This window comes from Streptomyces sp. NPDC090022 (assembly GCF_044748145.1).
GTDB lineage: Bacteria > Actinomycetota > Actinomycetes > Streptomycetales > Streptomycetaceae > Streptomyces.
Window position 1 is genome coordinate 493,515 of the sequence record NZ_JBIVFN010000003.1, and the last position, 25,285, is coordinate 518,799.

The 25,285-nt window shown below is 75.1% G+C and carries 16 protein-coding genes and 1 pseudogene; 8 read left to right on the forward strand and 9 right to left on the reverse strand.

The annotated features are described in order from the left end of the window. Positions 1–25 precede the first annotated feature (25 nt). A complete protein-coding gene (locus ACIPXB_RS10075; RefSeq protein WP_401447003.1) occupies positions 26–1,702 on the forward strand; it encodes a CocE/NonD family hydrolase in 1,677 nt (558 codons plus the stop codon). Here the strand turns inward: ACIPXB_RS10075 and ACIPXB_RS10080 are convergent. The 9 genes from ACIPXB_RS10080 to ACIPXB_RS10120 all read right to left on the reverse strand — a co-directional run bounded on the left by ACIPXB_RS10080 (position 1,643) and on the right by ACIPXB_RS10120 (position 13,219). Further along, on the reverse strand, positions 1,643–2,779 hold the full coding sequence (locus ACIPXB_RS10080; RefSeq protein ID WP_401447005.1) for a glycosyltransferase: 1,137 nt from the start codon (positions 2,777–2,779) through the stop codon (positions 1,643–1,645). The two genes, ACIPXB_RS10075 and ACIPXB_RS10080, sit on opposite strands and share 60 nt — an antisense overlap. Continuing rightward, on the reverse strand, positions 2,776–4,008 hold the full coding sequence (locus tag ACIPXB_RS10085; protein ID WP_401447007.1) for an ATP-grasp domain-containing protein: 1,233 nt from the start codon (positions 4,006–4,008) through the stop codon (positions 2,776–2,778). The genes ACIPXB_RS10080 and ACIPXB_RS10085 overlap by 4 nt, the downstream gene beginning before the upstream one ends. Next, positions 4,005–4,712: a PIG-L deacetylase family protein gene (locus ACIPXB_RS10090; RefSeq protein WP_401447010.1), complete on the reverse strand. Its 708-nt coding sequence runs from the start codon at positions 4,710–4,712 to the stop codon at positions 4,005–4,007. The genes ACIPXB_RS10085 and ACIPXB_RS10090 overlap by 4 nt, the downstream gene beginning before the upstream one ends. After that, positions 4,709–6,748 carry an NAD-dependent epimerase/dehydratase family protein gene (locus ACIPXB_RS10095; RefSeq protein ID WP_401447011.1) on the reverse strand — a complete coding sequence of 680 codons (2,040 nt, stop codon included), beginning with the start codon at positions 6,746–6,748 and terminating at the stop codon, positions 4,709–4,711. The genes ACIPXB_RS10090 and ACIPXB_RS10095 overlap by 4 nt, the downstream gene beginning before the upstream one ends. Positions 6,749–6,866: 118 nt before the next feature. Next, a complete protein-coding gene (locus tag ACIPXB_RS10100; protein ID WP_401447013.1) occupies positions 6,867–7,601 on the reverse strand; it encodes a hypothetical protein in 735 nt (244 codons plus the stop codon). A gap of 7 nt (positions 7,602–7,608) precedes the next feature. Further along, complete coding sequence (gene vioC, locus ACIPXB_RS10105; protein WP_401447015.1) at positions 7,609–8,634, reverse strand: arginine beta-hydroxylase, Fe(II)/alpha-ketoglutarate-dependent; 1,026 nt, start codon at positions 8,632–8,634, stop codon at positions 7,609–7,611. Between the two features lie 73 nt (positions 8,635–8,707). Continuing rightward, positions 8,708–10,648: a non-ribosomal peptide synthetase gene (locus tag ACIPXB_RS10110; protein WP_401447017.1), complete on the reverse strand. Its 1,941-nt coding sequence runs from the start codon at positions 10,646–10,648 to the stop codon at positions 8,708–8,710. Beyond that, entirely contained in the window at positions 10,645–11,805 is a 1,161-nt protein-coding gene (vioD, locus tag ACIPXB_RS10115) for a capreomycidine synthase (protein WP_401447020.1), read from the reverse strand. Before vioD ends, ACIPXB_RS10110 begins: the two co-directional genes overlap by 4 nt. A 22-nt stretch (positions 11,806–11,827) precedes the next feature. Further along, complete coding sequence (locus tag ACIPXB_RS10120; protein ID WP_401447022.1) at positions 11,828–13,219, reverse strand: KamA family radical SAM protein; 1,392 nt, start codon at positions 13,217–13,219, stop codon at positions 11,828–11,830. An 861-nt stretch (positions 13,220–14,080) separates the two neighbouring features. Here ACIPXB_RS10120 and ACIPXB_RS10125 point away from each other — a divergent pair. From ACIPXB_RS10125 to ACIPXB_RS10155, 7 genes and pseudogenes are all read left to right on the forward strand, one after another. After that, a pseudogene (locus ACIPXB_RS10125) lies at positions 14,081–14,185 on the forward strand (XRE family transcriptional regulator); the annotation flags it as partial. A gap of 157 nt (positions 14,186–14,342) precedes the next feature. Continuing rightward, positions 14,343–16,076, forward strand: a complete 1,734-nt coding sequence (locus ACIPXB_RS10130; protein ID WP_401447024.1) for a carbamoyltransferase — start codon at positions 14,343–14,345, stop codon at positions 16,074–16,076. Next, the gene (locus ACIPXB_RS10135; protein WP_401447027.1) at positions 16,073–18,148 is read left to right on the forward strand and encodes a condensation domain-containing protein; all 2,076 of its coding nucleotides are present in this window, start codon (positions 16,073–16,075) and stop codon (positions 18,146–18,148) included. Before ACIPXB_RS10130 ends, ACIPXB_RS10135 begins: the two co-directional genes overlap by 4 nt. A 97-nt stretch (positions 18,149–18,245) precedes the next feature. Continuing rightward, on the forward strand, positions 18,246–19,763 hold the full coding sequence (locus tag ACIPXB_RS10140; RefSeq protein WP_401447029.1) for an amino acid adenylation domain-containing protein: 1,518 nt from the start codon (positions 18,246–18,248) through the stop codon (positions 19,761–19,763). Positions 19,764–19,838: 75 nt separating this feature from the next. Beyond that, positions 19,839–21,524: an ABC transporter transmembrane domain-containing protein gene (locus ACIPXB_RS10145; RefSeq protein ID WP_401447031.1), complete on the forward strand. Its 1,686-nt coding sequence runs from the start codon at positions 19,839–19,841 to the stop codon at positions 21,522–21,524. Continuing rightward, positions 21,521–23,509 carry an ABC transporter ATP-binding protein gene (locus tag ACIPXB_RS10150; RefSeq protein WP_401447033.1) on the forward strand — a complete coding sequence of 663 codons (1,989 nt, stop codon included), beginning with the start codon at positions 21,521–21,523 and terminating at the stop codon, positions 23,507–23,509. Before ACIPXB_RS10145 ends, ACIPXB_RS10150 begins: the two co-directional genes overlap by 4 nt. A gap of 105 nt (positions 23,510–23,614) precedes the next feature. Next, positions 23,615–25,273, forward strand: a complete 1,659-nt coding sequence (locus tag ACIPXB_RS10155) for a protein kinase (protein ID WP_401447036.1) — start codon at positions 23,615–23,617, stop codon at positions 25,271–25,273. Positions 25,274–25,285 lie beyond the last annotated feature (12 nt).

Here is a 25,285-nt window from a genome sequence, read left to right on the forward strand (position 1 = left end):
CCTTGTTCTGATGGAATATGGGCGGGTGCGTATCATTGTGGAACACGACCTGAAAATACCCGTGCGGGACGGCGTCTTATTGACGGCGGACCTCTATAGGCCGGACACCTCCGCACCGGTTCCCGTTCTCATCCGGCGCACTCCCTACGGAAAATCCGGAAATCCCGGCGGAGCCTCGGTGGACGGCCTGCGGATGGTGCGCGCCGGATACGCCCTGCTGGTGCAGGACGTGCGCGGCCGGTTCGGCTCCGGCGGCGCCTTCGACCCGTACTGGCACGAGGCCGACGACGGCGCCGACACCGTGGCCTGGGCCACCGGCCAGGCCTGGTGCGACGGCACCGCGGGCCTGTTCGGCCGGTCCTACGAGGGCATGGCCGCCCTGCTCGCCGCCTCCCGGCAGCCCGACGGGCTGCGCGCGGTGGCGCCCCACGTGGCCGGTTCCGGATTCGACGAGGGCTGGACGTACCAGGGCGGCGCGTTCCAGCTCGGCTTCGTCCTGTACTGGGTGCTCTACGACCTGCTGCTCTCCGGCGCCGGCCTCGACGCCACCGCCGCCCGCGAGGTGGCCGGCGCCGTCGACCGGATCGACGACCTCTACCGCGAACCGGAGCGGGCCGCCGCCCTGCTGGACCGGCTGGCCCCGTATTACCGCCGATGGCGGGAGCATCCCACCGGGGACGCTTATTGGAGGCGTTCCGCGCCGCGGGAATCCTATGCCGAGACGAAGGCTCCCGCACTCCACATCACCGGCTGGTACGACATATTCCTCGCCGGCGCCCTGGAGAATTACCGGGAAATGCGCGCCGAAGGCGTGGAGACGGAACTCGTCGTCGGACCCTGGTCCCATTGCGTGCGGGACGGAGTCTTTCCGCAGCGGCGCTACGGGGTCGCCGCCGACGAACAGGAGGTGGACGTCACCGGCCTCCACCTCGCCCACTTCGACCGCCATGTCCGCCGCCGGCCCGCCGACCCGGGCCCGGGCCGCGTCCGGCTGTTCCTCACCGGGGCTGACCGGTGGCACACCTTCCCCGACTGGCCCGTCGGCGGCACCGGGCCGTACGTCCTGCACCTGGACGCCGGCGGCGCGCTCACCGACGCGGGCGCCCCGTCCGGTGCCGGCGCCCACGCGGTCCGCCACGACCCGGCCGACCCGGTCCCCACCACGGGGGGTGCCACCGCCCTGCCCGGCCAGTTCGTCGGCGGCGACTGCGGCCCCCTCGACCAACGCGAGGTCGAACGGCGGCCCGACGTCCTGTGCTTCACGACCCCGGCCCTCACCGCCCCGCTCACGGTGATCGGCGAGGTCCGGCTCACGGCGTACGTCACACCGGACGCGGCCGGTGCCGACGTGACCGCGAAGCTCGTCGACGTCCACCCCGGCGGCCGGGCGGAGATCCTCTGCGACGGCATCCGCCGACTCCCGGCCGCCCCCGGCCCGGGGGCGACCGGGGCGACCGGGGCGGCCGGGGCGACCGGCCCCGGCCGGCCCGTGACGGTCGAGGTCGTGCTCGGCGCGGTCGGGCACGTCTTCCGCCCCGGTCACGCCGTCCGGCTGGAGATCGCCGGCAGCAACGCGCCCCGCTTCGACGTGCACCCGCGGGTGGTCGCGCACCACACCGTGCACCATGGTGGCGACCACCCCTCACGCCTGCTGCTGCCGCGGCTCGGCACCGGGCCCGGCGCCCGGCCCGTCACCGGCTGAGCGGACGCTGTCCGGGTGGAAGACCGACAGGTCGCGGATCTTCTCGATCTTCCGCCCGGCCTCCCAGTGCGCCCGCCGCAGCCGCCGCAGCTGGGCCGGTGTCAGCCGGGTGCTGTGCTGCGGGATCGAGCGCACCATCCACGCGCGCTTGGCCGCCGCCGGATAGCGCTTCCGCACCCGGTACGGGTCGTTGAGCAGGTGGTGCGCCGTACCCGTGTGGAACGCGGCCTTCAGCAGCGCGTAGTACGCCGCCGCGCCCACCCCCTTGTCCCGCGCGCAGTGCACCAGGGTGCGGGAGGCCTCGAACAGCCGCCACGCCACCGGCACGGCCGGGGTGGTGAACACCCCGGTCTCCTGGGCGATGCCCTCGCCCACGCCGTAGCGGAAGTAGCTGCGCATGTTCGCGAAGCCGTGCTGCGCGTCGTGGAAGATCCGCGCCTGCGGCAGGTACACCACCGGGATCCCGGCCAACTGGAGCCGGAAGTCGAACTCCCGGTCCTCGCACCAGTGGATCAGCTCGTCGAAGTGGTAGCCGCCGATGTGGTCGACGATCGCCCGGTTGTAGATGAGCGGCGGCGACAGCGCGCTGACGTAGTCGCCCTCGTCGAACTCCCGTACCCGCGCGGTGAGCCGGCTCAGCAGCCCCTCCGACTCCCCGTACACCACCTGCCCCTTGACCACCGGCTCGGTGAGCACCGCCCGCACCATCATGCGCACCACGCCCGGGGCGAAGGTGCAGTCGGAGTCCATCAGCAGCAGGTACTGCTTGTCGGTCGCGGCGGCCCCCGCGTTGTAGGCCGCCCCCAGGTTGCCCACGTCCTCGATCTCGGTGACCGTGAGGGGCCTCGGGTGTTCCGCGATCAGTTTCCTGATGGCGTCGCTCGGCCCGTTGAGGGCGAGCACGATCTCCACGTCCTCGTCGATCGAGTCGATGCAGTCGGCGATCCGCAGGTCGTCGCGGAGCGCGATGACCACACCCGTCCGCGCGATGCCCTTGTCGACCTCCGCCTCGTCCACCAGCTCGGTGGCCATCGGCTCCTCCTTCGTCTCCGCCGTGTCGGCGCTGTCGGTGGTCACGGGGTCGGGTCCTTGAAGCGGATCGGCAGCGCGGCCAGCACGCGCCTCGCCACCGCCTCGGCCTCCGCCAGGTCCGGGGCGTACGCGATCACCCCGGCGAGTACGTCGGACCCGCCGGTGTACGGCGGCAGGACCGTCCCGGGCGCGAGCTCCGTGCCCCAGAACACGTCGTGCACACCGGCCCGCCGGGCCACGTCCTGCGGGTTGCCGACCCACTCCACGACCCCGCCGTCGGCCGGCACGAACCGCTGGACGGCCGCGCCGGCGCGGGTCGGTACCAGCTCGGCCGGCTCCAGCGGGCGGCCGAGCGCGAGCCGGACCACGTTGGGCAGCGGGTCCACACCGGTGGCCAGCCGCATCACCTCGGTGGCGATCCGGGCGCCGGTCAGCCGGCAGGTGATCTCCAGGAGCACCACCCGGCCGTCCCGGGTCCGCAGGATGTCCGTATTGATCACCGCCGGGTCCAGCCGCAGCGCCTGCGCGCCACGCCGTACGGTGTCGGCGATCTCCTCGATCTGCTCCGGGGCGAGCCGGCTGGGCAGGGTGTCGCCGCCCTCGAAGAAGTACGGGGCGAACTCCTCCTTGCGCCCGTACTCGCGGTCGGCGAAGCCGATCAGATGGAACTCACCGCCGGCCAGGAAGGCGGCGAGCGTGTGCTCGGTGCCCTCCAGGAACTCCTCGACGACGATCCGGCCGGCCGGGCTCAGCCGCAGCGCCTCCGCCGCGATCTCCCGTACCCGCTCGGCCGATTCCACCTTCATCACGCCCAGCGAACCGGTCTGGTCGCAGGGTTTGATCACGGCCGGCAGGCCGGTCGCCGCGACGGCCCGCACCGCCTCCGCCACGTCCTCCGCCACCGCGTGCCGGGGCAGCTCCAGCCCCGCCCGGCGCAGGATCGCCAGCCGGCGGTCCTTCAGGGTGCAGTCCAGGGCCGTCTCCAGGGGCAGCCCGGGGCACCCGAAGCGGCGCGCCACCGCGCTGACCACCGGAGGGTTGTCCGCGCCCAGGGAGAACACCCCGTCCAGCCGGTCGATCCCCGCCGCCGCGAGCTCCGACAGCACCGCCACCGTGTCGTTCGGATCGCACACCAGCAGGGTGTCGGCGGCCGCCCGGACGCGGGCGGTGGGGCGGTCCGTGGCCACCACCACCTCCAGCCGCATGGCCCGCAGTCCGGCCAGCGAGTGGTCCATGCCCGTGCCCAGACCGCAGACCAGGACCCGGTCGATCACGACCCACCACCTCCCGGCCCCGCCACCGTGTGCGCGCCGCCGGTGAGGCCGATCACCTGGAACACCTCGGCGTGCCCCGAACCCGAGGCGATCGCGCCCCGGTAGCGGGCCAGCCCCCGGATGCCCTCGTCCCAGGCGGCGTGCCGCAGCTGCGAGACGTAAGCGCGCATCGCCTCGACCTTCGTCTCGATCTGCCCGCCGATGTCCTCGGCGTACTGGAACCGGGCCATCGGCGCCCACACCTCGTAGCCGAGCACCAGCCGCGGCGCCGGCATGGGCCGCGCCCCGGCCTCCTGGAAGAACTCCGACTGCGCCATCCACAGCGCCTCGGTGGTCAGCTGGTGCACCATCCGGTGCTCGACGTCGTCGTCGTTGTCGTGCGGCAGGTACACCACCTGCGGCCGGACCTCCCGCATCACCCGGACGAGGTCCAGGTGCACCCGGCGGGTGAGCGCGAAGTCGCGGGAGGGCTCGTCGAGACGTACGCACCGGTGCACGCCGAGGGTCTTGGCCGCGGCCTCGGTCTCGGCGGCGAACTCGGCGTCCGTGACCGCGTCGTCGAGCGCGGAACGCTCCCGGCCGATGACGATCACCACGGTCACCCGGGCGCCGTCGCGCACGTGCTTGGCGATGGACCCGCCGCACCCGATCACGTCGTCGTCGGGGTGCGGCGCGACCACCAGCACATCGGTGACCCCGCTCATCCGCGGCTCTCCCCGCCGGCCCCGCCCGCCGGGGCCAGCCCGGCCCAGGCCGCCCATCGGGTGGTCAGGGCGACGCCCTCGGCGAAGCCCACCGACGCCTCGAAGCCCAGCCGCTCGGCCGCCTTGCCGAACCGGGCCCGGGCCGTGGAGCGGTAGAGCTCCAGCTCCCAGTCCGGGACCGCGCCGCCGCCCGCGCCCGGCTCCGGCGCGCCCAGGTGCCGCAGCGCCCGGATCGCGTCGAAGTACGCGCCCCAGGTGAGCGGTTCGCCGTGGCCGATCAGGAAGCGCTCGCCGCCCACGCCCTCGGCGGTGACCGCCAGCAGCGCCGCGTCCACCAGGTCGTCGACGTACACCGCGTTGCACGCGCCGCCGCCCTCGCCCGCCGGGAGCTCCGCGAAGTCGGCGGCCGGGCGCTGGAGCTGGGCGGTGGTCCACTGCCCGGCCCACGGCCCGTAGACCACGCCCGGCTGCAGGACCACCGTCTCCAGGTCCGCGCCGTGGGCGGCCAGCACCAGCTGCTCGGCGGCCAGCTTCTGCTGCTCGTACTCGCGGTCCGCCGGGTCGGCGGCCCGGCCGGCCGCCTCCTCGGTGAACGCGCCGGCGAGCGCGGCGTCGTACACGTCGACGGTGCTGACGTGCACCACCCGGCGCACGCCCGCGTCCCGGGCGGCGGCCAGCACGTTCGCCGTGCCCTGGACGGTGGCCGCCCAGCGCGCGTCCTCGTCGCCGTCGCTGCCGAACGCGCAGTGCACGACCACGTCGCAGCCCTCGAAGGCCTCCCGCAGGCTCGCGGTGTCCAGCAGGTCGCCGCGCCGGAACCCGATGCGCTCCTGCGGCAGCACCGACAGCCGCGCCGCCCGGCCGAAGCCGCGCACCACGGGCCGGATCCGCGCGTCCGTCGTCAGCGCCAGCTGCTCCACCAGCCGCCCGCCGATGAATCCGCTCGCCCCGGTCACCGCGACGGTACGGCCGCCCAGCGCGCGCGGCTCTCCTGCCGACCGGGTGGTCCACGGCTGCGGCTCGGGCCGGCGGGTGGCCTCGCCGTAGCACTCCTGGATCAGCTCGACCACGCGGACCCCGTCCTCGGGCCCGGAGTGCACGGCGGCCGTCCCGCGGCAGGCGGCCGCGAAGTTGGCGAGCTGCTCGGTGAAGAGCAGCTCCCACTCGTCCTGCGCCGGGGCCACGGCCTCGACGTCGCCGCGGTGCAGCTCCTTGCCCTCGGCGGTGATCAGCGTGCACTCGCCGGCGGGGAAGTCGGTGCCTATGGTGACGGTCGCCTCGGTGCCGGTGACCGTGCAGGAGATGCCGAGGTCGCGCAGCCGGCTGAAGTCGGTGAACACGTCGACCGAGCCGAAGCGCAGATGGGCCGAGGAGTCCGTCTCGACGCCGCCGAGCGCGTTGTCCTCGTACGACACCACCTCGACCTCGGGGCCGAGCCACCACAGCAGGGTGTCGAAGACGTGCGAACCGGTGTCGGTGAGCACGCCGCCGCCCGCGAGCCGGCGGTCGAACATCGACCAGGACACCGGCTCCCACGCGTACGGGTGGCCCTCGGACCACTCGACCTTGAGCACCGTGCCCAGCTCGCCGTCGCGGATCAGGCGGCGCACCCAGGCGTAGGCGGGGAAGAGACGGCGCGGGTGGGCCATGGCCAGCACGGTGCGCGGGTCGCGGGCGGCGGACTCGGCCAGTTTGCGGGCGTCCTCGACCGAGGTGGTCATCGGCTTCTCCAGCAGCACGTGCTTGCCGGCGGCCAGCAGCGACTCGACCGTCTCGGCGTGCAGGGTGTGCGGGACGACGACCACGGCCGCGTCGAAGGCGTCGGCGGCGTCCGCCGGGTCGGTGGCGATCACCACCTGGTCGGCGGCCGCGCCGCCCAGTTCGCGGTAGAGGGCGAGCGCGGCCTCGGCCTGGCGCGGATCGCGGTCCACGAGCGCGGTCAGCTGCACGTCCCCCTTGAGCGGGGGCAGGGCGGGCAGGTGGCAGCCGCGCGCGGCGGCGCCGCACCCGACGATCGCAAGGCGTACGGGAGGCATGGGTTCTCCAGGGTTCGTGACGTCGAGGGGGTGGTGGATCCGGAGCGGTGGAGCGCTGGGGAGCGGAGGAGCGGGGAGAGCGGGGAGAGCGGGGGGAGCGGGGAGCGGCGCGGCGGCCTCAGGGCGCGTGGTGGACCCAGACGTTCGGCTCGGCGTACGTCCCGTGGCCGTCCTCGGCCACCCGCAGCGGGACCAGCGCGCCGGCCAGCGGGTAGTCGCCGGGCCCCGGCAGCGGATGGCCCAGCACGGCCTCCCAGCGGGCGGCCGGCTGACGGATCACCAGGGACTCGGCGGCGATGCCGAGCTGCCGGGCGCCCAGCCCCAGATGGGTGCGCAGCCACGGGTCGAAGCAGCTGCCGTCCGGGCGCCGCCAGGCCGCGTACCGCTCGATCGGGATCAGCGGGTAGCGGTGCTTGCGCGTCGGCCGGACCGGGATGACCACCCCGCGCGGGCAACTCCCGGCGGCGGCCTCGCGCACGGCGGTCAGCAGACGTTCGGCGTGGCCGGCCGCCCGGTGCCCGGGGGCCACCGAGACCGACAGCATGCACACCGCGTCCGGGCGCTGCGGCGGGCCCTGGTCGACGGCCTCGACCAGGACCTCGTCGGTGCCGGACGGCAGCCCGCCGGGCGTGCCGTCCCAGGCGACCGGCACCCCGTTGGCGGCCGCCACCAGCTGCCCGTCCCCGGTCACCAGGCACAGCTGGTGGCCGGGGTACTGCTCGTACATGCCGTGCCAGCGCCAGTTGCCGGGGGACTCCCAGCCCATGAACTCCGGCATGTTCGACCCGATCAGCCGGTCCACCTCGGGCAGCAGCCACGGATCCCGGGACAGGTCGGTGAGCGTGAGGGACACCGCCGGCTCAGCCGAGCAGCCGGGAGGCGGAGCTCGCCCGCATCTCCCGCGAGCGCCGCAGGTCGGCGGTGACGCAGACCCGCTTGAGCCAGCGGTCGGTGCCGTCGTAGCGCGCGGTGAACGGCAGCCGGCCGTGCACGGCGCGGTGGTTGTCGATGAACAGCACGTCGCCCTCGTCGGCGACGACCTCCCGCATCCCGGCGTCGACCACCTTGAACAGGGCGTCGTAGGCGCGCTGCGCGTCCGGGTCGTCCTCGGGCACCGAGGTGAAGTACGGGTCCAGGCGCATGTACGGGTCGAGGCGGGAGCCGTAGAGCAGCGGCCCCAGCGGGCGCTCGTCGATCATCTTCTGGATGGTCGCGAACCGGGCCGCCTCCTCCTCGCTCGCGATGGTGTTGTTCTTCGGCAGGTGCGACTCGTCGGGAGCGATGTGGAAGCGCGGCTCGAAGAGGATGCCGAGGTCCTCCGCCGACAGCGAGGACAGGTCCAGCTCGCCGACCGTGGTGGGCACGTGGTCGGGATTGCGCAGCGCGCCCAGGATCAGGTAGTCGCTGCGGTACGGGTGGAAGGCGTCCTCGGTGTGCCAGGTCAGCAGCTCCTTGCTGCCCATCCCGAGCTGGTCGTTCTCGTGCTGGCGGATCGGGAAGATGTCGTGGACCAGGTGGCCGTCCTGCTGGGTGGCCCAGCCGAACGGCTCGCCCAGCAGCGCCGCGTAGAGCATCAGGACCAGCTCCTCGGGGAACTCCGGTCCGGGCCGGCCGCGGCCGCGCCAGTGCTCGGGGGTGGCGCCGATCCGCTCCTGGTCGAACCGGTGGCCGCGGATCACCGCGTGGCCGTCGCGGTCGGCGAGCTGGAACTCGCGCAGGAAGTGTTGGACTCCGAGCGGCAGCCGGGCCGCGAGGCGCGGCAGGTCGCGCAGCAGGACGGGGTCCCCGAAGGAGGGGTAGGCGCGGGCCAGTTCGAGGCTCAGGTCCTCGGTGGCGGCCGCTTCGTCGGCGGAAAGGGTGTACGCGGTCGTGGTGAGGTTCGACATGCCAGCTCTCGTTACGTGGGAAGAGTGACCTGATGGGTGGAGCAGCCGCCACTGGTGCGGGCGCTGGTTCAGCTCAGCGCCCCGGCGGGGCCGCGGCGGCGGTGAGCGCCCGGCTCAGCAGCCGCGGGGTGGGGGAGGAGAAGAGGGCGCTCGCGCGCAGGGACGCGGCGGCCGGCAGGGCCGCCCGTAGCTGCGCGAGCAGGCGCATGGCCAGCAGGGACTGGCCGCCGTGGTCGAAGAAGTTGTCGTCGGGGCCGAGGGCGGGGGCCCGCAGGACCTCGCGGAAGTGGCCGAGCACCGTGCGCAGCGGCTCCTCGGCGGGGGCCTCGCCGGGCTCCCGGCCGGGTTCCTCGCCGGGCTTCTCGCCGGGTGCGGCGGTCGCCGTGCCCACGGTCGCCGCCCAGCGGGCCAGCAGGCGCTTGTCGACCTTGCCGTGCGGGTTCTTGGGCAGGACGGACACCTGGTGGATCACCCGGGGCACCGCCCAGTCGGGCAGGGCCGCGGCCAGCCGTGCCACCAGCGCGTCCCGGTCCGGGCCGGTCAGCCGTACGGCCTCCCCGGGCGGCGGGGCCTGGCGGGGGTCGGCGGGCACGGTGAACGCCCACAGGGCCGTGCCGGTGTCCGGGTCGGGGAAGACCACCGCCTGCCCCACGCCCGCGCCCTCGCACAGGGCCCGCTCCACCCGGGCCGGCTCCAGCCGGTGGCCGCGGATCTTGATCTGGTCGTCCACCCGGCCGAGGAAGACCAGGTGGCCGTCCCCGTCGATGCGGCCGAGGTCGCCGGTCACGTACACGCGGGCCGTGGGATCGGCGGCGAGCGGGTCGCGTACGAAGCGGCGCGCGGTCGCGGCGGCGTCGTCCAGGAATCCCCGGGCGACCAGCGGGCCGCCGATGTGGATCTCCCCGGTCTCGCCGTCCGGCACCGGTGCGCCGTCCCGCCGTACGCTGATCTCCACGCCCCGCAGCGCACGGCCCAGCGGCACCTCGGTGGCCCCGTCGGGCAGCCGGCCCGTGTAGAAGGTGGAGCTGACGGTGCATTCGGTCAGTCCGTAGACATGGGCGAGGGCGGCCGGCTGGTGGCGCTGCCACCGCCGGTACGGCTCCGGGTCCATCCGCTCGCCGCCGACCACGACCGTGCGCAGCCGGGGCGGGGTGAGCAGACCGGCCGCGGCCAGCCAGCGGGCGTACTCCAGCCAGTACTGGGTGGACAGTTCGACCACGGTGGTCCCGGTGTCCGCCATGAGCGTGTGCAGTTCCTCGGCGTCCAGGGCGCGGGTGTCGCCGCGGCAGACCACGGCCGCGCCGCTCGCCAGGGCCGGGAAGACCTCCTCGACGACCACGTCGAAGCCGAGCGAGGCCACTTGCAGCCAGCGGTCCCCGGCGGTCAGCTCCAGCCGCTCGGCGACCGCCGCCGCGAACCGCCCGAGCGAACCGCGTTCCACCACCGTGCCCTTGGGCTGCCCGGTGGACCCCGAGGTGAACAGCACGTAGGCGAGGTCGCCGGCACCGGCGTGATGCGGCGCCGGGCCGTCCCCGGGCTCCGCCGTGCCGTCCGGTACGTACGCGCCGTCCGGCGCGTGCGCCCCGTCGCCGGCCCACACGGCCGCCGCGGTACGGCGTACCAGGGCCGTCCGGGCCGCGGTGGGCAGCCGGTCGTCGAGCACGGTGAACCCGGCCCCGCTCCTGAGCGCCGCGAGCATGCCCAGCACCGTCCGCGCCGGGTCGCCGAAGGCCAGGCCCACGATCTGCCCGGGCCCGGCGCCGCACCCGGCGAACGAGGCCGCCCACGCGCCGGTGAGCCGGTCCACCTCCCGGTAGCTCAGCACCCGCCCGGGGGTCACCAGGGCGGGGGCGTCGGCGTGCCGCCGTACCGAACGCTCCCACTGCGCGAGGAAGTCGGTGTCCGGGCCGCCGGCGCCCGTGGCTCCGGCACCCGTGGCTTCGGCGCCCGCGCCGCGGGCCTGCGCGGCCGCGGTGTCCGGGGCGTCGGCGGGAGCGGTGTCCGCGGGGCTCATCCCCGGCCCCCGCGCGCCCGCAGGAACGCGGACAGCTCCGTGAGCCCCGCGCGGAACTCGTCCTCGCGGCCGCCGAAGCCCAGCCGCACCCCGTGCGGCACGCCGAAGGCGGTGCCCGGCACCAGCAGCGTCCGGTGCCGCGCGAGGAGTTCGCGGCAGAGGTCCTCCACCGCCGTCGGCGCCGTGCCCGGCCGCTCCAGTTCCCGGATCACCGGCAGCGCGCACACCCCGCCCTCCGGCGGCGTCCAGCGCACCAGTTCCTCGTGCTCGGCCATCCACGCCGTCAGCAGGTCCAGGTTGCGCCCGGCCTCCGCCGCCCGCAGCCCGATCAGCCGGTCGGCGGCGCGCATCGCCCGCTCGGCGATCAGCTCCACCAGCGGTGAGAGGAACAGCGTGGTGCGGTCGCGCAGCGGGAACGTGGCGCGCAGCAGCTCCGGTGGCGCCACGGCCCAGCCCACCCGCAGGCCGGGCAGTCCGAACGTCTTGGAGTACGTCCCGTAGGAGACGGTGTGCGGGTAGAGCGTCCCGGGGTCCGGCAGCACCTCCCAGCGGTGCGCGATCTCGGCGGTCGCCGCGTCCCAGACCAGCACCGCCCCGGCCTCGGCGGCCCTGGACACCAGCGCCTTCAGCCCGGGGTGCGAGAGGCTGACGCCGCTCGGGTTGTGCGGGAAGTTCACGACGACCGCGGCCGTGCCCGAGGTCACCAGGGCGTCCAGCACGCCGGGGTCGATCTCCCCGTCCCGCACGGCGGCCGCCGGCAGCACCGCCACCTCGCACCCCGCCTCGCGGGGGTAGTGGCCCAGCGAGTGGTAGATGCCCTCCTGGACCACGACCCGGTCGCCCGGCCGCAGCAGGGTGGCCAGTGTGAGCGCGATCGCCTCGCTGGAGCCGTGCGTGACCAGGACCCGGTCGGCGTCCCCGGCGGCGTAGCGGTCGGCGATCGCCTGGCGGATCCCCGCCCCGCCCTGGGAGACGCTGTCGTCCATGACGACGGCGTCCAGGTCCTCGGTGCGGATCCCGCACAGGTCGCGTATCTCGGCGAAGGTGTACGGATGGACACCGCTGGAGCTGATGTCGTGGAGGCCGGGGCCGAGGTGCCGGCGGTACCACTCCTCCAGGACCGGAGGCTCTTCCCGCTGCGGACGCAGACTGCTCATGGCTGTGGACCTGCTCCCTTCTCTACCCTTGACGGGTGTCCCGCCACCACCGCTGCCCGGAGAGCGGCAGGGTGTCGATGGGGTCGTAGTAGTGGTACGAGCCGCTGTGGGCGTCCGGGGCCGCCGCCTCCAGCGGGGTCAGATAGCTCTTGCTCCAGTGGGAGATGCCCAGGTCCCGGTCGTAGGCGTCGGTCTGGTCCACCCACCGCTTGCCGGCCAGCGGCACGTCGCACACGATGCGCGGGGTGGCGAACCCGGGGAGATAGCCCATGATCTGACGCTGGATCAACTGCGCCCGGTGCAGCGGGACTCGCCAGTGCTCGGCGTTGGGGATCATGTCGCACATGTAGAAGTAGTAGGGCGTGATGCCCCCGTGGTCGGTGAGCGCGAAGCACAGGTCCAGCAGCTCGTGCGCGCTGTCGTTGACCCCGCGCATCAGGACCCCCTGGTTGCGTACGTCGCGCAGGCCGGCCGCGAGCAGGGCGCGGGCCGCCCCGGCGACCAGCGGGGTCACCTGCTGGGCCGCGTTGGCGTGCGTGTGCAGGGCGATCTGCACCCCGCGCGCCCGGGCCAGCTCACTGATCCGGGCGATCCCGTCCAGCACCGGCGCGGAGCTCCAGTACTGCGGCAGCCCGACGAGCGCCTTGCTGGCCAGCCGGACGTCCCGGATCGAGTCGATCTCCAGCAGGCCGGACAGGAAGCTCTCCAGCCGCGGCCAGGGCAGATTGGCGAGGTCCCCGCCGGACACCACGACGTCGCGGATGCCGGGGGAGCCCCGTAAGTGGGCCAGGATCCGCTCGGCCCGGTCCGCCGGCCTGAGCGTCAGCCTGCTCTTGGTGACCTGGGGCGTGGAATTGCCCACCAGGTCCATCCGCGTGCAGTGCCCGCAGTACTGCGGGCAGGTCGACAGCAGCTCGGCCAGCACCTTCGTCGGGTAGCGGTGGGTCAGCCCCTCCACCACCCACATGTCCTGCTCGTGCAGGGAATCCCGGCTGGCCATCGGGTGCGAGGGCCACTCGGGGTGCCGGTCGGAGAACACCGGCAGCATGTACCGCCGTACCGGATCGTCGTAGAAGGCCTTGGTGAGCTCGCCCGGCCGGGCGCCGGCCGCGTCCGGGGCGATCGTGTTGATCATGTGCGGCGGCAGCAGCACGGACATCGTCGCCCGGTGCAGCCGGTCCCGCTCCCAGTCGGCGTAGAACTCCTCGTCCAGCAGGTCCCCGACGACCGCGCGCAGGCCCTTGGCGTCCTTGACGCAGTGCGCGCGCTGCCACTGCGGGTCCGCCCACTGGGCCTCGCTCACCTCGCGCCAGCCGGGGAAACGCCGCCAGTCCGGCTCCACCGGCTCGACGCGCCGGTACTGGTACGCACCCTCCGGCGGTACTGACTCGGCCTGCCCGCGTGCTGTGTCCACCGCGTCGCCACCCATTCCCGTCCGTTTCGGCCGTTTCACCTGACGTGGACCGATCTTGCAGAGCTGCGGAGTTGTACACGAGAGGGGAAGTTGTACAAGGGCGCAACCCTGATGCGCCCCGTACAACCCGGCGCCGTCCGGAACGGATCCGGAACGCAAGCGGAACGGTGGGGTGGGGCGGGGAGGAGCCGACGCCCCGGGGTCTCGCGCGGACGGTGGAAATCGGTCGACAGTTCCGTTGTGTGGCTCGAATCCCTGGATGCTCACTTGATCGATATGTCACCGACATGTACCAATGCCCTAAGTGGCCCCTGTCGGAGGTTGTACACCGACCACGTCAGTCTCCGCAGGGTTGTCCCGCTGCGCCCGGATACGGCCCGCCGTCGTTGTACGGCCCGCCGAGCGCGCACTCCTACCGAGAAGATCGACTTCCCAGGGGGGAACATGCCCAGGCCAGAGCGGTTACTCGACCCCACGGCAGGACCGCTGGAGGAATTCGCGCACGGACTGCGCACCCTCCGACGCCATGCCGGCAACCCCTCCTACCGCACCATGTCGAAACGCGCCCACTACTCGGTCGCCACCCTCTCCGAGGCCGCGCGCGGGCTGCACAAGCCCTCACTGAAGGTCACCCTCGCGTACGTCGCCGCCTGCGACGGCGACACCGCCACCTGGTCGCGGCACTGGTACCGGCTGAGCAAGGAACTGGAAGCCCTCGGCACCGTGTCCGACCATCCGAGACGCCCCGGCCGGGTGCCGGCGCAGCCCGCCCCCGGGCAGCTGCGCCCCACCCGGCCCGCCGAGCCCGCGGTCCCGGTCTCCCGTGCCCCGCGCGTACCCCGTGCGCCCGCCGAGGGCCCGCTGTCCGTCCGCGAACGCGAGGAGCTGCACCGGCTGCGCCACGAGGTGGAGGAACTGCGGCGCGCCAACGAGGTCCTGAAGGCCGCGTCCGCCATCTTCGCGGCGGATCTCCGCACAACCTCCCCGGTCGTGTACAACTCCGCCGGTCGACAAGATCGGTCGGCATAGCCGGACCACCCGCGCCGGGCCGGGCCGCGGCCGCCCCGCCGCCGCCCGGCCGGCCCGGACCGGAGAATCCCGACCGACCTTTGGGGACTTGACCATGCGTGTGCTCGGAGTCAACGGCTGGCCCGGTGCCAGCCACGATGGTGCCGCCTGCCTCGTCATCGACGGCGAGGTGATCGCCATGGCGGAGGAGGAACGCTTCACCCGCAACAAGCACGCCTACGGTGAGGCCCCCCTGAACGCGGCGGCCCACTGCCTCGCCGAAGCCGGCCTCACCCTCGGCGACATCGACGTCGTCGCCCACGGCTGGGACCTCCCCACGCTCTTCCGCGACCGCGGCCTCGACTGGTTCGCCAGTGACGCGGACGCCCTGGAACACCTGCTGCCCAAGGTCCTGTTCCCGCGCACCCGGGACCCGCGCCTGACCTTCGTGAACCACCACCTCGCCCACGCGGCCAGCGCCTACCACCTCTCCGGACGCGACCGCGGCGCCATCCTGGTCCTCGACGGCCAGGGCGAGAACGAGAGCACCACCCTCGCCGTCGGCATCGACGGCGAGATCAAGACGCTCCGCGCCCACACCCCCGGCTGGTCGCTCGGCTACTTCTACGCCGCCGTCTGCGCGTACGCCGGTCTCGGCGCCGACGCCGCCGGCAAGATGATGGGCCTGGCGTCCTACGGCCGCCCCCAGGACCTCACCTTCGGCGGCGCGCTCGCCTTCGCCGACGAGGACTTCACCATCGGCGTCGTCCCGCCCGACCTGCGCTCCACCGGCTCCACCGACGAGGAGACCGCCACCGTCCGGCACTGGCTGGAGCACCTGGAGAAGACCCTCCCGCAGGCCCCGAACCGCTCCGCCCGCCGCTTCGATCCCCGCCTGGGCCGCTTCACCAAGGTCACCGACCACGACCCCTTCGAGTACCGCGACATCGCCGCCACTGCCCAGGCCGCCCTGGAACGGGCCGTCATCGCCCTGGTGCGCGGCCTGCTGCGGGAGACCGGCGAGACCACCCTGATGATCGCCGGCGGGGTCGGCTTCAACGCCACCCTCAACGGCAAGCTGATGCGCCTGCCCGAGGTCGGGGACCTGTTCGTCCAGCCGCTCGCCGGCGACCAGGGCGTCTCGCTCGGCGCGGCCGTCCGGGTGGCCGCCCAGGAGGGCGACCGGATCCGCCCGATGGACGGCTCGGTGGCCTGGGGCCCGCAGTGGTCGCCCGGGGCGATACGGCAGATCCTGGACGCCTCCGGCACCGCCTACACCGAGCACGAGGACATCGCCGCCGCCACCGCCGGCGCCCTCGCGCGGGGCGGGGTCGTCGGCTGGTTCCAGGGCCGCGCCGAAGGCGGTCCGCGGGCGCTCGGGCACCGCAGCATGCTGGCCGTGCCCTCGCCCGAGAGCACCCGCGACCGGGTCAACGTCCGCATCAAGGACCGGGAGGCCTGGCGGCCGTTCGCGCCCAGCATGCAGGAGGAGGCGGCCCCCGCCCTGATCGGCACGGACACCCCGCTCCCGTACATGATCGTCACCACCCCGGTGACCGAGGCCGGCGCCGCCGCCATGCCCGCCGTCGTGCACAGCGACCGCACCACCCGCCCGCAGACCGTCTCGCGGGCCGTCGACCCGCTCTACCACCGGCTGATCGGCGAGGTCGGCCGGCACACCGGCACCGCCGTGGTCCTCAACACGTCCTTCAACGGCCGGGACGAACCGGTCGTGTGCAGCCCGCGCGACGCCCTCGCCACCTTCCACCGGCTACCGATGGACGCCCTCGCCCTCGGCCCCTTCCTGATCCGCCGCCCGTCCGGCGCGCTCGACGGGCCGGACGCGTGACCGCCCGCGCCGACGTCCCGGCCGAAGCCCGCGCCGACGCCCCGGCCGCGGTCCCGGCCGACGTCCCGGCCGGAGTGCCCGCTGACGTCCCGGCAGCGGTCTCGGCGGGAGCGCCCGCCGAAGTGCCCGCCGCGGACCCGGCCGGGAGCCCTGCCGTGGCGTCCGCTCCGGAACCGGCCGACGGCAACACGGCGCCGGCCGACGGCAACACAGCGCCGGTCCTCGACACGACGGCGCCGGTCGCCGTCGCCGACGTACGGGCGCAGCTCGCCGGATGGCTGGCCGAGGCCGCCCTCGAACCGGACGCCGACCTCGCCGCGCCCCTGCGCGACCTCGGCGTGGACTCCCTCGACCTGATCCGCGCCGCCCGCCGGATCGAGGCCGCCTTCGGCGTCCGGGTCCAGCTGCGCGAGCTGTTCGCGGAGGACCTCGCCCTCGACGGGCTCGTCGCGCTGGTCGCCGACCGGGCCGCCCGGCGGCGGACCACCGGCGGCGCCGCACCCGGCGCCGCCCACGGCCCCGTCCTGCTCACCCCCTCCCAGGAACAGGCCTGGGAGGAGCAGACCGGTGGCCGCGCCCACTGGAACCAGGCGCTGCTGTTCACCACCCGCCCCGGCCTGGACCCCGCCGTGTTCGCCGAGGCCGTCCGGCACCTGGTCGCCGGACACGCCTCGCTGCGCCTGGCCTTCGAGGCACCGCCCGCGCGCCGGCCCCGCCAGCGCGCCGAGGCGCTCGACCCGGACGGCCCGTCCGGCGGACTCCTCGACGCGGTCCTCGACGTGGTGGACGTCCGCGAGCTCGACGGCGCCGAGCTCGCGGAGGCGATCACCCTGCGGTGCGCGGTGGAGCAGCGTTCGCTCGACCCGCAGGCCGGCCGGGTGGCCCGCTTCGTCCGCTTCGACGCCGGCCCGGCCCGCCCGGGCCGGCTGCTGATCGCCGTCCACCAGCTCGCGTTCGACATGGTGTCCTGGTCGATCCTGCTCGCCGACCTGGAACGGCTGTACGCGGACCTCGCCGCCGGCCGGCCCGGCGCCGGGTGCGCCGAGGGCACCTCCTACCCCGAGTGGGCGCAGGCCCTCGCCGCGTACGCCCGTACCCCCGAGGCCGAGGCGGAGGCCGAGTGGTGGACCGAGGTGGCCCGCACCCCGGCGTCGGTCCCGCTCGACCACGCGCCCGAGGACCCCCGGGCGGCGAACACCGCGGCCACGGCCGCCACCCATACCGAGGAATTCCCCCCGGAGTTCACCGAGCGCCTCACCGCGGCTTCGCGGGCCCACCGCTGCCATCCCGGCGAACTCCTGCTGCACGCCCTGGGCGAGACGCTCGGCGAGGTGCTCGGCGGGGCGTCCGCCGGGGCGCCCGGCGGCGGCGCGGCGCCGGACGCGGTCCGGGTGGACGTGCTGCGCCACGGCCGCGAGGAGACCGTCGGCGACACCGATCTGGCCCGTACCACCGGCTGGTTCACCACCACCGTCCCGGTCCGGGTGGACCTGGCCGCCGGTGATCCGCCGGCCGCACGCCTGGCCCGGACCGTCGGCCACCTCGCCGCCCTGCCCGGCGGAGGCGTGGGGTACGGGGCGCTGCGCCAGCACGGCCGGCCGCGGCTCGCGGCCGCCCTGCGCGGGGCCGCGCCCAGCGACGTCTCCTTCGACTTCGAGGGCGACGACGCCGACGAACTGCCCCTCGGCGGACTGCTCATGGACATCGCCGACGAGCCCGTCGGTGACATCACCGGCCCGGACTGGGTACGCCCGCACCTGATCGAGGTGATCGCCACCACCCACGACGACGTGCTGCGCGTGGAGTGGTGGTACTCGACGGCCCTGCACGACCCCGCCACGGTACGCCGCCTCGCCACCCACCACCGCGCCACCGTCCTCGCCCTCACCACCACCCCACCGACCGAGCCCACCGCCCCACCGACCGGGTCCGCGTCAGCCGCCTCGGCACCGGCCGGACCGGGCTCGCCCGACGGGCCGCCGGCTGCCCCGGCGTCCGCCGGCCCTTCCGCGCCGGCCGGCCCGCCGGCCGGGTCGGCGTCCGCCGCTTCCTCCGCGGCGGCCGGCGGGTGAGTACCGCTGGTGGACGTCGTCGGCCGTAGTGGCGGCGTCCGGCCGTGACCCTCCCGTCCGCACCCTCCTTCGTGCCAGACCCCGGGACATCCATTCCATGACCCTGCCCAACGTGCTCGACCCCTTCTTCGCCATCGCCCGCTCGGACCCCGACCGCCCCGCCGTCCTCGACAACGGAGTCACCGTCGGCTACGGCCAACTGGCCCGATGGGCAGGCGCGGTGGCCGATCTGGTGGCCACCCGGCGACCCGGCCCGCACCCGCCCGTCGGCATCGTCACCCACCACAGCGCCCGCGACGTCGCCGCCCTCCTCGGCGTGCTCGCCGCCGGCCGCGCGTACGTGCCCGTCCCCGGCGACGCCGGCGCCCGCACGGACCAGGCCCTGCGGGCCCTGGGCTGCCGCGAGGCGGTCACCACCGCCGAGACCGGCCGGCTGCCGGACGTGGACCGGTTGCTGCGCCCCAACTGGGGCACCCGCGGCACCTCCCGGGCACCGCTGCGCGAGACCGGCGAGCCGGTGCGCGCCGAGGACCCGGCGTACGTCCTGTTCACCTCGGGCTCCACCGGCGCGCCCAAGGCGGCCGCCGTACCGCACGGCGCCCTGCACGCCGTGGTCCCCGAACTGCGCGCCCGCTACGGCGTCGGTCCCGACACCGTGGCGCTGGGCTTCCACCGCGCCGACGGCGACACCAGCCTGGAGGAGATCCTGCCCACCCTCTGCGGGGGCGGCCTCCTGGTCATCGACGAGGACGCCGAATCGTCCCTCGGCCGGCTGCTGCACGAGGCCGGGATCACCCTCGTCAACCTGCCCGTCGACTACTGGCACGTCTTCACCGGCCACCTCCTGGAGCACGGGCTGGAGCTCCCCGCCGGCCTCGACACGGTCGTCATCGGCGGCGAGGCCGTCCGGCCCGACATGCTGGAGCGCTGGCACCGGCTCGGCGCCGACGGCGTACGGCTGCTCAACACGTACGGCTCCACCGAGACCGCGCTGGTCACCCACACCGCCGAACTCGCGGGCCCGGCCGCCGAAGGCCCGTTCCCCGAGGGCGTGCCCATCGGGCGCCCGCTGCCCTCCGTACGGCAGGCCGTCGTCCCCCACGAGGACGCGGCCCCCGGCCCCGGCCACCCCGGCGAGCTGTACGTGGCCGGACCCCAGCTCGCCCTCGGTTACCTCGACGATCCCGAACGGACGGCCGCCCGGTTCGTCGAGGCCGACCTCGACGGCGGCGGCAGCCGTACCCGCTGGTACCGCACCGGCGACCTCGTCCACGAGGCCGCCGACGGCAGTCTCGTCTTCCACGGGCGCGTCGACCACCAGGTCAAGATCCGCGGGCACCGCGTGGACCTGCTCGACGTCGAGCACCAGCTCGGCGGCCGGCCCGGCGTGCGCGCGGTCGCCGCGGCCCCGCACACCAAGGGCGAGCACACGGCCCTGGTCGCCTTCGTGGTCCTGGCGCCGGACGCACCCCGGGACGGACCGGCGCTGCGCGAGGAACTCCGCGCCGAGCTGCCGGCGTTCATGGTCCCCGACCGGATCGTCGTCGTGCCCGAGCTCGTGCATACCCGCACCGGGAAGGTCGACCGCGCCGCCACCCGCGACCGCCATCTCTGACCGGCCCCTCTCCGACGGCCGCCTCTGACCGTCCGAACCGCCCCACCGCCTGACTGGAGTCCTGGAGCCCCGCCTGTGGCCAACAGACTGTTCGACGCCTCGGTGTCCCCCGCGGCCCTGCCGGAAGCCGATGCCCGGGGGCCCTGGGCCTACCTGTGGTGGCTGGTGCGCGTGCGGCCCTGGCCGCTGGTGCTCAGCGCCGTCCTCGGCATGGCCTGGATGGTGCCGCTGGCCCTGCTGCCCCTGGTCATCGGCCGGGCCATCGACGAGGCCGGCCGGGCCGACGACCCGGCCGCCCTCTCCGTGTGGTCGCTGCTGGCCCTCGGCCTCGGCATCGTCCAGGCCGTGGCCGGCGCCGGCCTGATCCAGGCCGCCGTCGGCGCCGAGGCGCACGCCGTGTCGTACACCCACCGGGTGCTGATGCGGCAGGTGACGCGCCTCGGCGGCACGCTGCGCGCCAAGGCCCGCGCCGGCGACGTGGCCGCCTCGGCCGCCGCCGACGTCGAGAGCATCGGCAACTCCTTCGAGGTCGTGGGCCGTTCCGTCGGCGCGGTGGTCGCCGCCGTCCTCGTCGCCGTCGCGCTCACCGTCACCTCGCCCGTCCTCGGCCTCGCGGTGCTCATCGGCGTACCGGCCGCCGTCCTCGGCATCGGACCGCTGCTGCGCCCCCTCCAGGAGCGCGACGAGGAGCAGCGCGAACACATGGGCATCGCCACCTCGCAGGCCGGGGACATCGTCGCGGGCCTGCGCATCCTGCGCGGCATCGGCGGTGAGGAGGGCTTCGCGGCACGTTTCCGCGCCACCAGTCAGCAGGTCCGCCGGGCCGGCGAGTCGGCCGGCCGGATGGAGGCGTGGCTACAGGCCGCCGGGGTGTTCCTGCCCGGCCTGGTCACCGTCGGCATCGCCTGGCTCGGCGCCCGCCTGGCCCTGAACGGCACCATCACCCCCGGCGAACTCGTCGCCTTCTACGGCGCGTCCGCCTTCCTCACCCTCCCCGTGAGCACCGCCACCGAGGCCGCCGAGACCCTCAGCCTCGCCAGGGTCGCGGCCGGCCGGGTCTGCGTCCTGCTGCGCATCACCCCGGTGCCCGGGCAGCCCGCCGACCCCGCCCCGCTGCCCGCCGGCCCGCTCACCCTGACCGACGCGGCCACCGGGATCACCGCCGAGGCCGGGCGGCTCACCGTGGTCGCCGCCCCCGCCGAGCGGGCCGGCGCCCTCGCCGACCGGCTCACCCGGTACGGCGAGCGGCCCGACTCCCCGGGCGTCCTGCTCGGCGGGGTCCCGCTGGACCGCGTCGACCTCGCCGAACTGCGCGGCCGGGTACTGCGCTCGGGCCCCGCCGACACCCTGTTCAGCGGCACGGTACGGGAGGAGCTCACCGCGGGTCTCGCCCGGCCCCGCGGCGCGCTGGCCGACGCGCTCTTCGCGGCCGACGCCACCGACGTGGTGGAGGGCCTGCCCGGCGGCCTGGACGCGTACCTGGGCGAGGGCGGCCGGGCGCTGTCCGGCGGCCAGCGCCAGCGTCTGGTGCTCGCCCGCGCCCTGCTCGCCGCCCCCGACGTCCTGGTCCTGGAGGACCCCACGGCCTCGGTGGACGCCCAGACCGAGGCCCGGGTGGCCGAGCGGGTGGCCGCCCTGCGCGCCGGCCGCACCACCGTGGTCCTCAGCGACAGCCCGCTGTGGATGGGCGTCGCCGACCGAGTCCACCGTCTCGACGCCGACGGCCGACCCGCCCGCGCCGAAGGAGCAGCCCGCACATGAAGCCCCCCACCACGACCGGCACCGACACCACCGGTCACCCGGCCCAGGCCGCGCGGCGCGGCGGCGCACCCGGCCCGGACCCCGACCCGGCCCCCGGCGAGGGCCCGGCGGGGACCGCGCCCGGCCCGGCGGGAACCGCGCCCGGCGCACCGGACGGCGCACCGGACTGCGCACCGGACGGCACGGCCCACGGCCGGGGCCGGCTGCCCCTGGCCGGGCGGGCCGACGTACGCCGCTGGGTCCGTGCCTTCGTCCGCGGCAACGCCGGCCGGCTGGCCCTCACCCTGGCCCTCTTCGGCATCGCGCTCGTCGCGGGCCTGACCGGCCCCCGGCTGCTCGGCCACCTCGTCGAGTCGGTCAAGGACGGCACCACCACCGCCCGCGTCGACCTCCTCGCCCTCGCCTTCGTCGCCACCCTCGTCGTGCACGCCCTGCTGGCGCGCGCCGCCAGGGTCCAGGCCACCCTGCTCGGCGAACGCGTCCTGGCCGGCACCCGCGAGACGTTCGTCCGCCGCATCCTCGGCCTGCCGCTGTCCGAGGTGGAGAGCGTCGGCACCGGCGACCTGCTCAGCCGCGCCACCACCGACGCCGACCGGCTGGGGGAGAGCATCCGGCAGGCCGTCCCCCGGATCGCGCTGGCCGCCGTCACCCTGGTCTTCACGGTCGGCGCCATCCTGCTCACCTCGCCCGTCCTGGCCCTCGGCCTGCTCGCCGGCGTCCCCTTCGCGGCGCTGTCCACCTGGTGGTACCGGCCCCGCGCCACCCGCGCGTACGAGCGGCTCCTGGCCCAGGAGGCCGACGTCCTGGCGATCACCCACGAGACCACCCGCGGCTGCTCCACCGTGGAGGCCCTGGGCCTGGGACCGCGCCAGCGGCTGCGGCACGGCCGGGCCGTCGACGAGGTCGTACGCACCCGGCAGCACACCACCTGGCTCCAGACCATCTGGTTCCCGAGCCTGGACCTGGCCACGATGGTCCCGATGGCGCTGACCCTGCTCATCGGCGGACTCGCCTACCAGCGCGGCGCGGTCGGGCTCGGTGAACTCACCGCCGTGGTGCTCTACGTCCAGGCCCTCGGTGAACCCCTCAACGACCTGCTCACCTGGACCGACGAACTGCAGATCGGCAACGCGGCGCTGCGCCGGATCCTGGGCGCCGAGCGGCTGCCACGCGAAGAACCCCGGCCCGCAGCGGTGTTGAACGGTCACGGGATCCGCCTCGAAGGCGTCGGCTTCGGCTACGGACCCGCGCGCGGGGCGGACCACGGGGCCGGGCCCGAGCGGGAGGTGCCCGAGCGGGAGGTGCTCAGCGGTATCGACCTCGAACTCGCCCCGGGCGAACGGCTCGCCGTGGTCGGCGCGTCCGGCGCGGGCAAGTCCACGCTGGGCAAACTCCTGGCCGGCGTGCACCACCCCACGCGCGGCACCGTCCGTATCGGCGGCGCCGACCTCACCTCGCTCCCGGTCGGCCAACTGCGCCGCGAGATCGTCCTGGTCACCCAGGAACAGCACGTCTTCACCGGAACCGTGCGCGACAACCTCACCCTCGCCGGCGACGACGACTGGGCGGACCGGGACCTGTGGGAGGCGCTGGAGACCGTACGCCTGGCCGACTGGGCGCGGTCGCTGCCCGACGGCCTCGACAGCGAGATAGGCTCCGGCGCCGCCCCCGTCTCACCGTCCGCCGCACAGCAACTCGCCCTCGCCCGGCTGCTGCTGTCCGACCCGCACACCCTGGTGCTGGACGAGGCCACCGCACTGCTGGACTCCTCCGCCTCCCGGCAGGTCGAACGCTCCCTGGCCGCGCTGATCGAGGGACGTACCGTGGTCTCGATCGTCCACCGGCTGGACTCCGTACGGGAGGCCGACCGGATCGCGGTGATGGACCGCGGCCGGATCGTGGAACTGGGCAGCCACGACGAACTCCTCGCGGCCGGCGGCGCGTACGCCGCCCTGTGGCACTCCTGGAGCTCGGTGCGCGACTGACCGGGGCGCTCGGGCGGGCCCCCGCACCCCTCTGTCCGCGCGGACCTCTACGCTGGAGCCCGTCCTGTACATGACGTGGTGAACGGTGACGGAACGGAGCGTGCGGTGACGGCGGGGGAGGCGATCGGCGGCGAGCTGGCCGGCAAGGTGCTCGGTGGGCGCTACCGGGTGACCGCGACCATCGGACGCGGCGGCATGGGCGTGGTCGCCCGCGCCGTGGACGAACTCCTGGACCGGGAGGTCGCCGTCAAGGTCATGCGGGCCTACACCGACGCCTCGGAGACCGAACTGGCCGCGCTGCGCTCGCGGATGCGGCGGGAGGCGCAGGCCGCCGCCCGGATCCGGCACCCCGGAGTGGTCACGGTGCACGACGTCACCGCCCAGGACGGCCTCCCGGTCATCGTCATGGAACTGGTCGACGGGCCCTCGCTCGACGACGTGCTGGCCTCGCACGGCCCGCTCGACCCGCGCGAGGCCGCGGCGATCGGCGCGCGGCTGATGGACGCGCTCGACGCCGCGCACCGGGCCGGGGTGCTGCACCGGGACGTCAAACCGGCGAACGTGCTGCTGGAGCAGGGCGGCCGCGTCGTGCTCACCGACTTCGGGATCGCCACCGTGGAGGACTCCGGCGACGAGGCTGCGGCCAAGCTGACCCGCAGCGGTGAGATCGTCGGCTCCCTGGACTTCCTCGCGCCCGAGCGGGCGCAGGGCCGCGAGCCCGGCCCCGCGTCGGACATCTGGTCGCTGGGCATGACGCTGTACCAGGCCGTGGAGGGCGGCGCCTCGCCGTTCCGCCGGACCGCCGCCTGGTCCACGCTGGCGGCCATCGTGGGGGAACCGCTGCCGGAGCCCCGGCGGGCGGGCCCGCTGGCGCCGGTGCTGCGGGCGCTCCTGGCGAAGGACCCCGAGGACCGGCCTGCGGCGGGACAGGCGCGCGAGCTGCTGGAACGAGTGGCCGCGGGCGGACTCGCGACCCCGGCCACGATGCCGGCCCCGGCCCACCCGGGCACCCCCGCCCCGGCTTCGGCCGGCACCCCCGCCCCGGCCCAGACGAGCACGTTCGCCCCGGCAGGCACGTTCGCCCCGGCGAGCACGCCCGCCCCGGCCCAGGCGAGCACGCCCGCTCCGGCAGGCACGTTCGCCCCGGTCGGCACGTTCGCCCTGGTCGGCACGCCCGCCCCGGGCACCACGCCCGCCCCCGCCACGATGCTCGCTCCGGTCCCGCCCCCGCCCCCGCCGTCCACGGGTGCCGCCGCCCCGCCGCCGTCCGGGTACGGGCGGGGCGCCCGCGCCGCCGTCGCGGCGGCCGTCGCCGTGCTCCTGGCCGGCGGTGGCATCGCGTACGCCCTGATGACCAAGGACGGCCGCGCGCGCGGCTCCGGCGGGGCGCAGGCCGCGCCGCCCGCCGCGACGCCGAAACCGAAGGCGAAGCCGACACCCGGCGGCAGGACCACCGCCCCGGCCGCCCCCGACCCCGCCCCCACCTCCACGCCGACGACGTGCACCGGATGGGGCCACCAGGACCGCAAGCCGGGCAGCTACGCCTTCATGGCCGGCGACTTCCCCATCGTGACCGGCCCGTACCAGACGTGTGCCACCGTGGCCATGGCGAAGACCGGCACGAAGCTGCTGTTCCACTGCTCCGTCGTCAACGCCCACGGCAACCGGTGGACCTACGTGAGCGTGGCCGACACGGACATCGCCGGCTGGATGTCCAACGACCGGCTCACCCGCCAGAAGGGCCCCGCGACCACCTGCCAGTGAGCCCGGCGGTCA

Excerpts from the sequence above, each read along its gene's own strand:
- ACIPXB_RS10090 (WP_401447010.1), bottom strand. The coding sequence starts at position 4,712 with ATGAGCGGGGTCACCGATGTGCTGGTGGTCGCGCCGCACCCCGACGAC.
- ACIPXB_RS10095 (WP_401447011.1), bottom strand. The coding sequence starts at position 6,748 with ATGCCTCCCGTACGCCTTGCGATCGTCGGGTGCGGCGCCGCCGCGCGC.
- vioC (WP_401447015.1), bottom strand. The coding sequence starts at position 8,634 with ATGTCGAACCTCACCACGACCGCGTACACCCTTTCCGCCGACGAAGCG.
- ACIPXB_RS10110 (WP_401447017.1), bottom strand. The coding sequence starts at position 10,648 with ATGAGCCCCGCGGACACCGCTCCCGCCGACGCCCCGGACACCGCGGCC.
- vioD (WP_401447020.1), bottom strand. The coding sequence starts at position 11,805 with ATGAGCAGTCTGCGTCCGCAGCGGGAAGAGCCTCCGGTCCTGGAGGAG.
- ACIPXB_RS10130 (WP_401447024.1), top strand. The coding sequence starts at position 14,343 with ATGCGTGTGCTCGGAGTCAACGGCTGGCCCGGTGCCAGCCACGATGGT.
- ACIPXB_RS10140 (WP_401447029.1), top strand. The coding sequence starts at position 18,246 with ATGACCCTGCCCAACGTGCTCGACCCCTTCTTCGCCATCGCCCGCTCG.
- ACIPXB_RS10150 (WP_401447033.1), top strand. The coding sequence starts at position 21,521 with ATGAAGCCCCCCACCACGACCGGCACCGACACCACCGGTCACCCGGCC.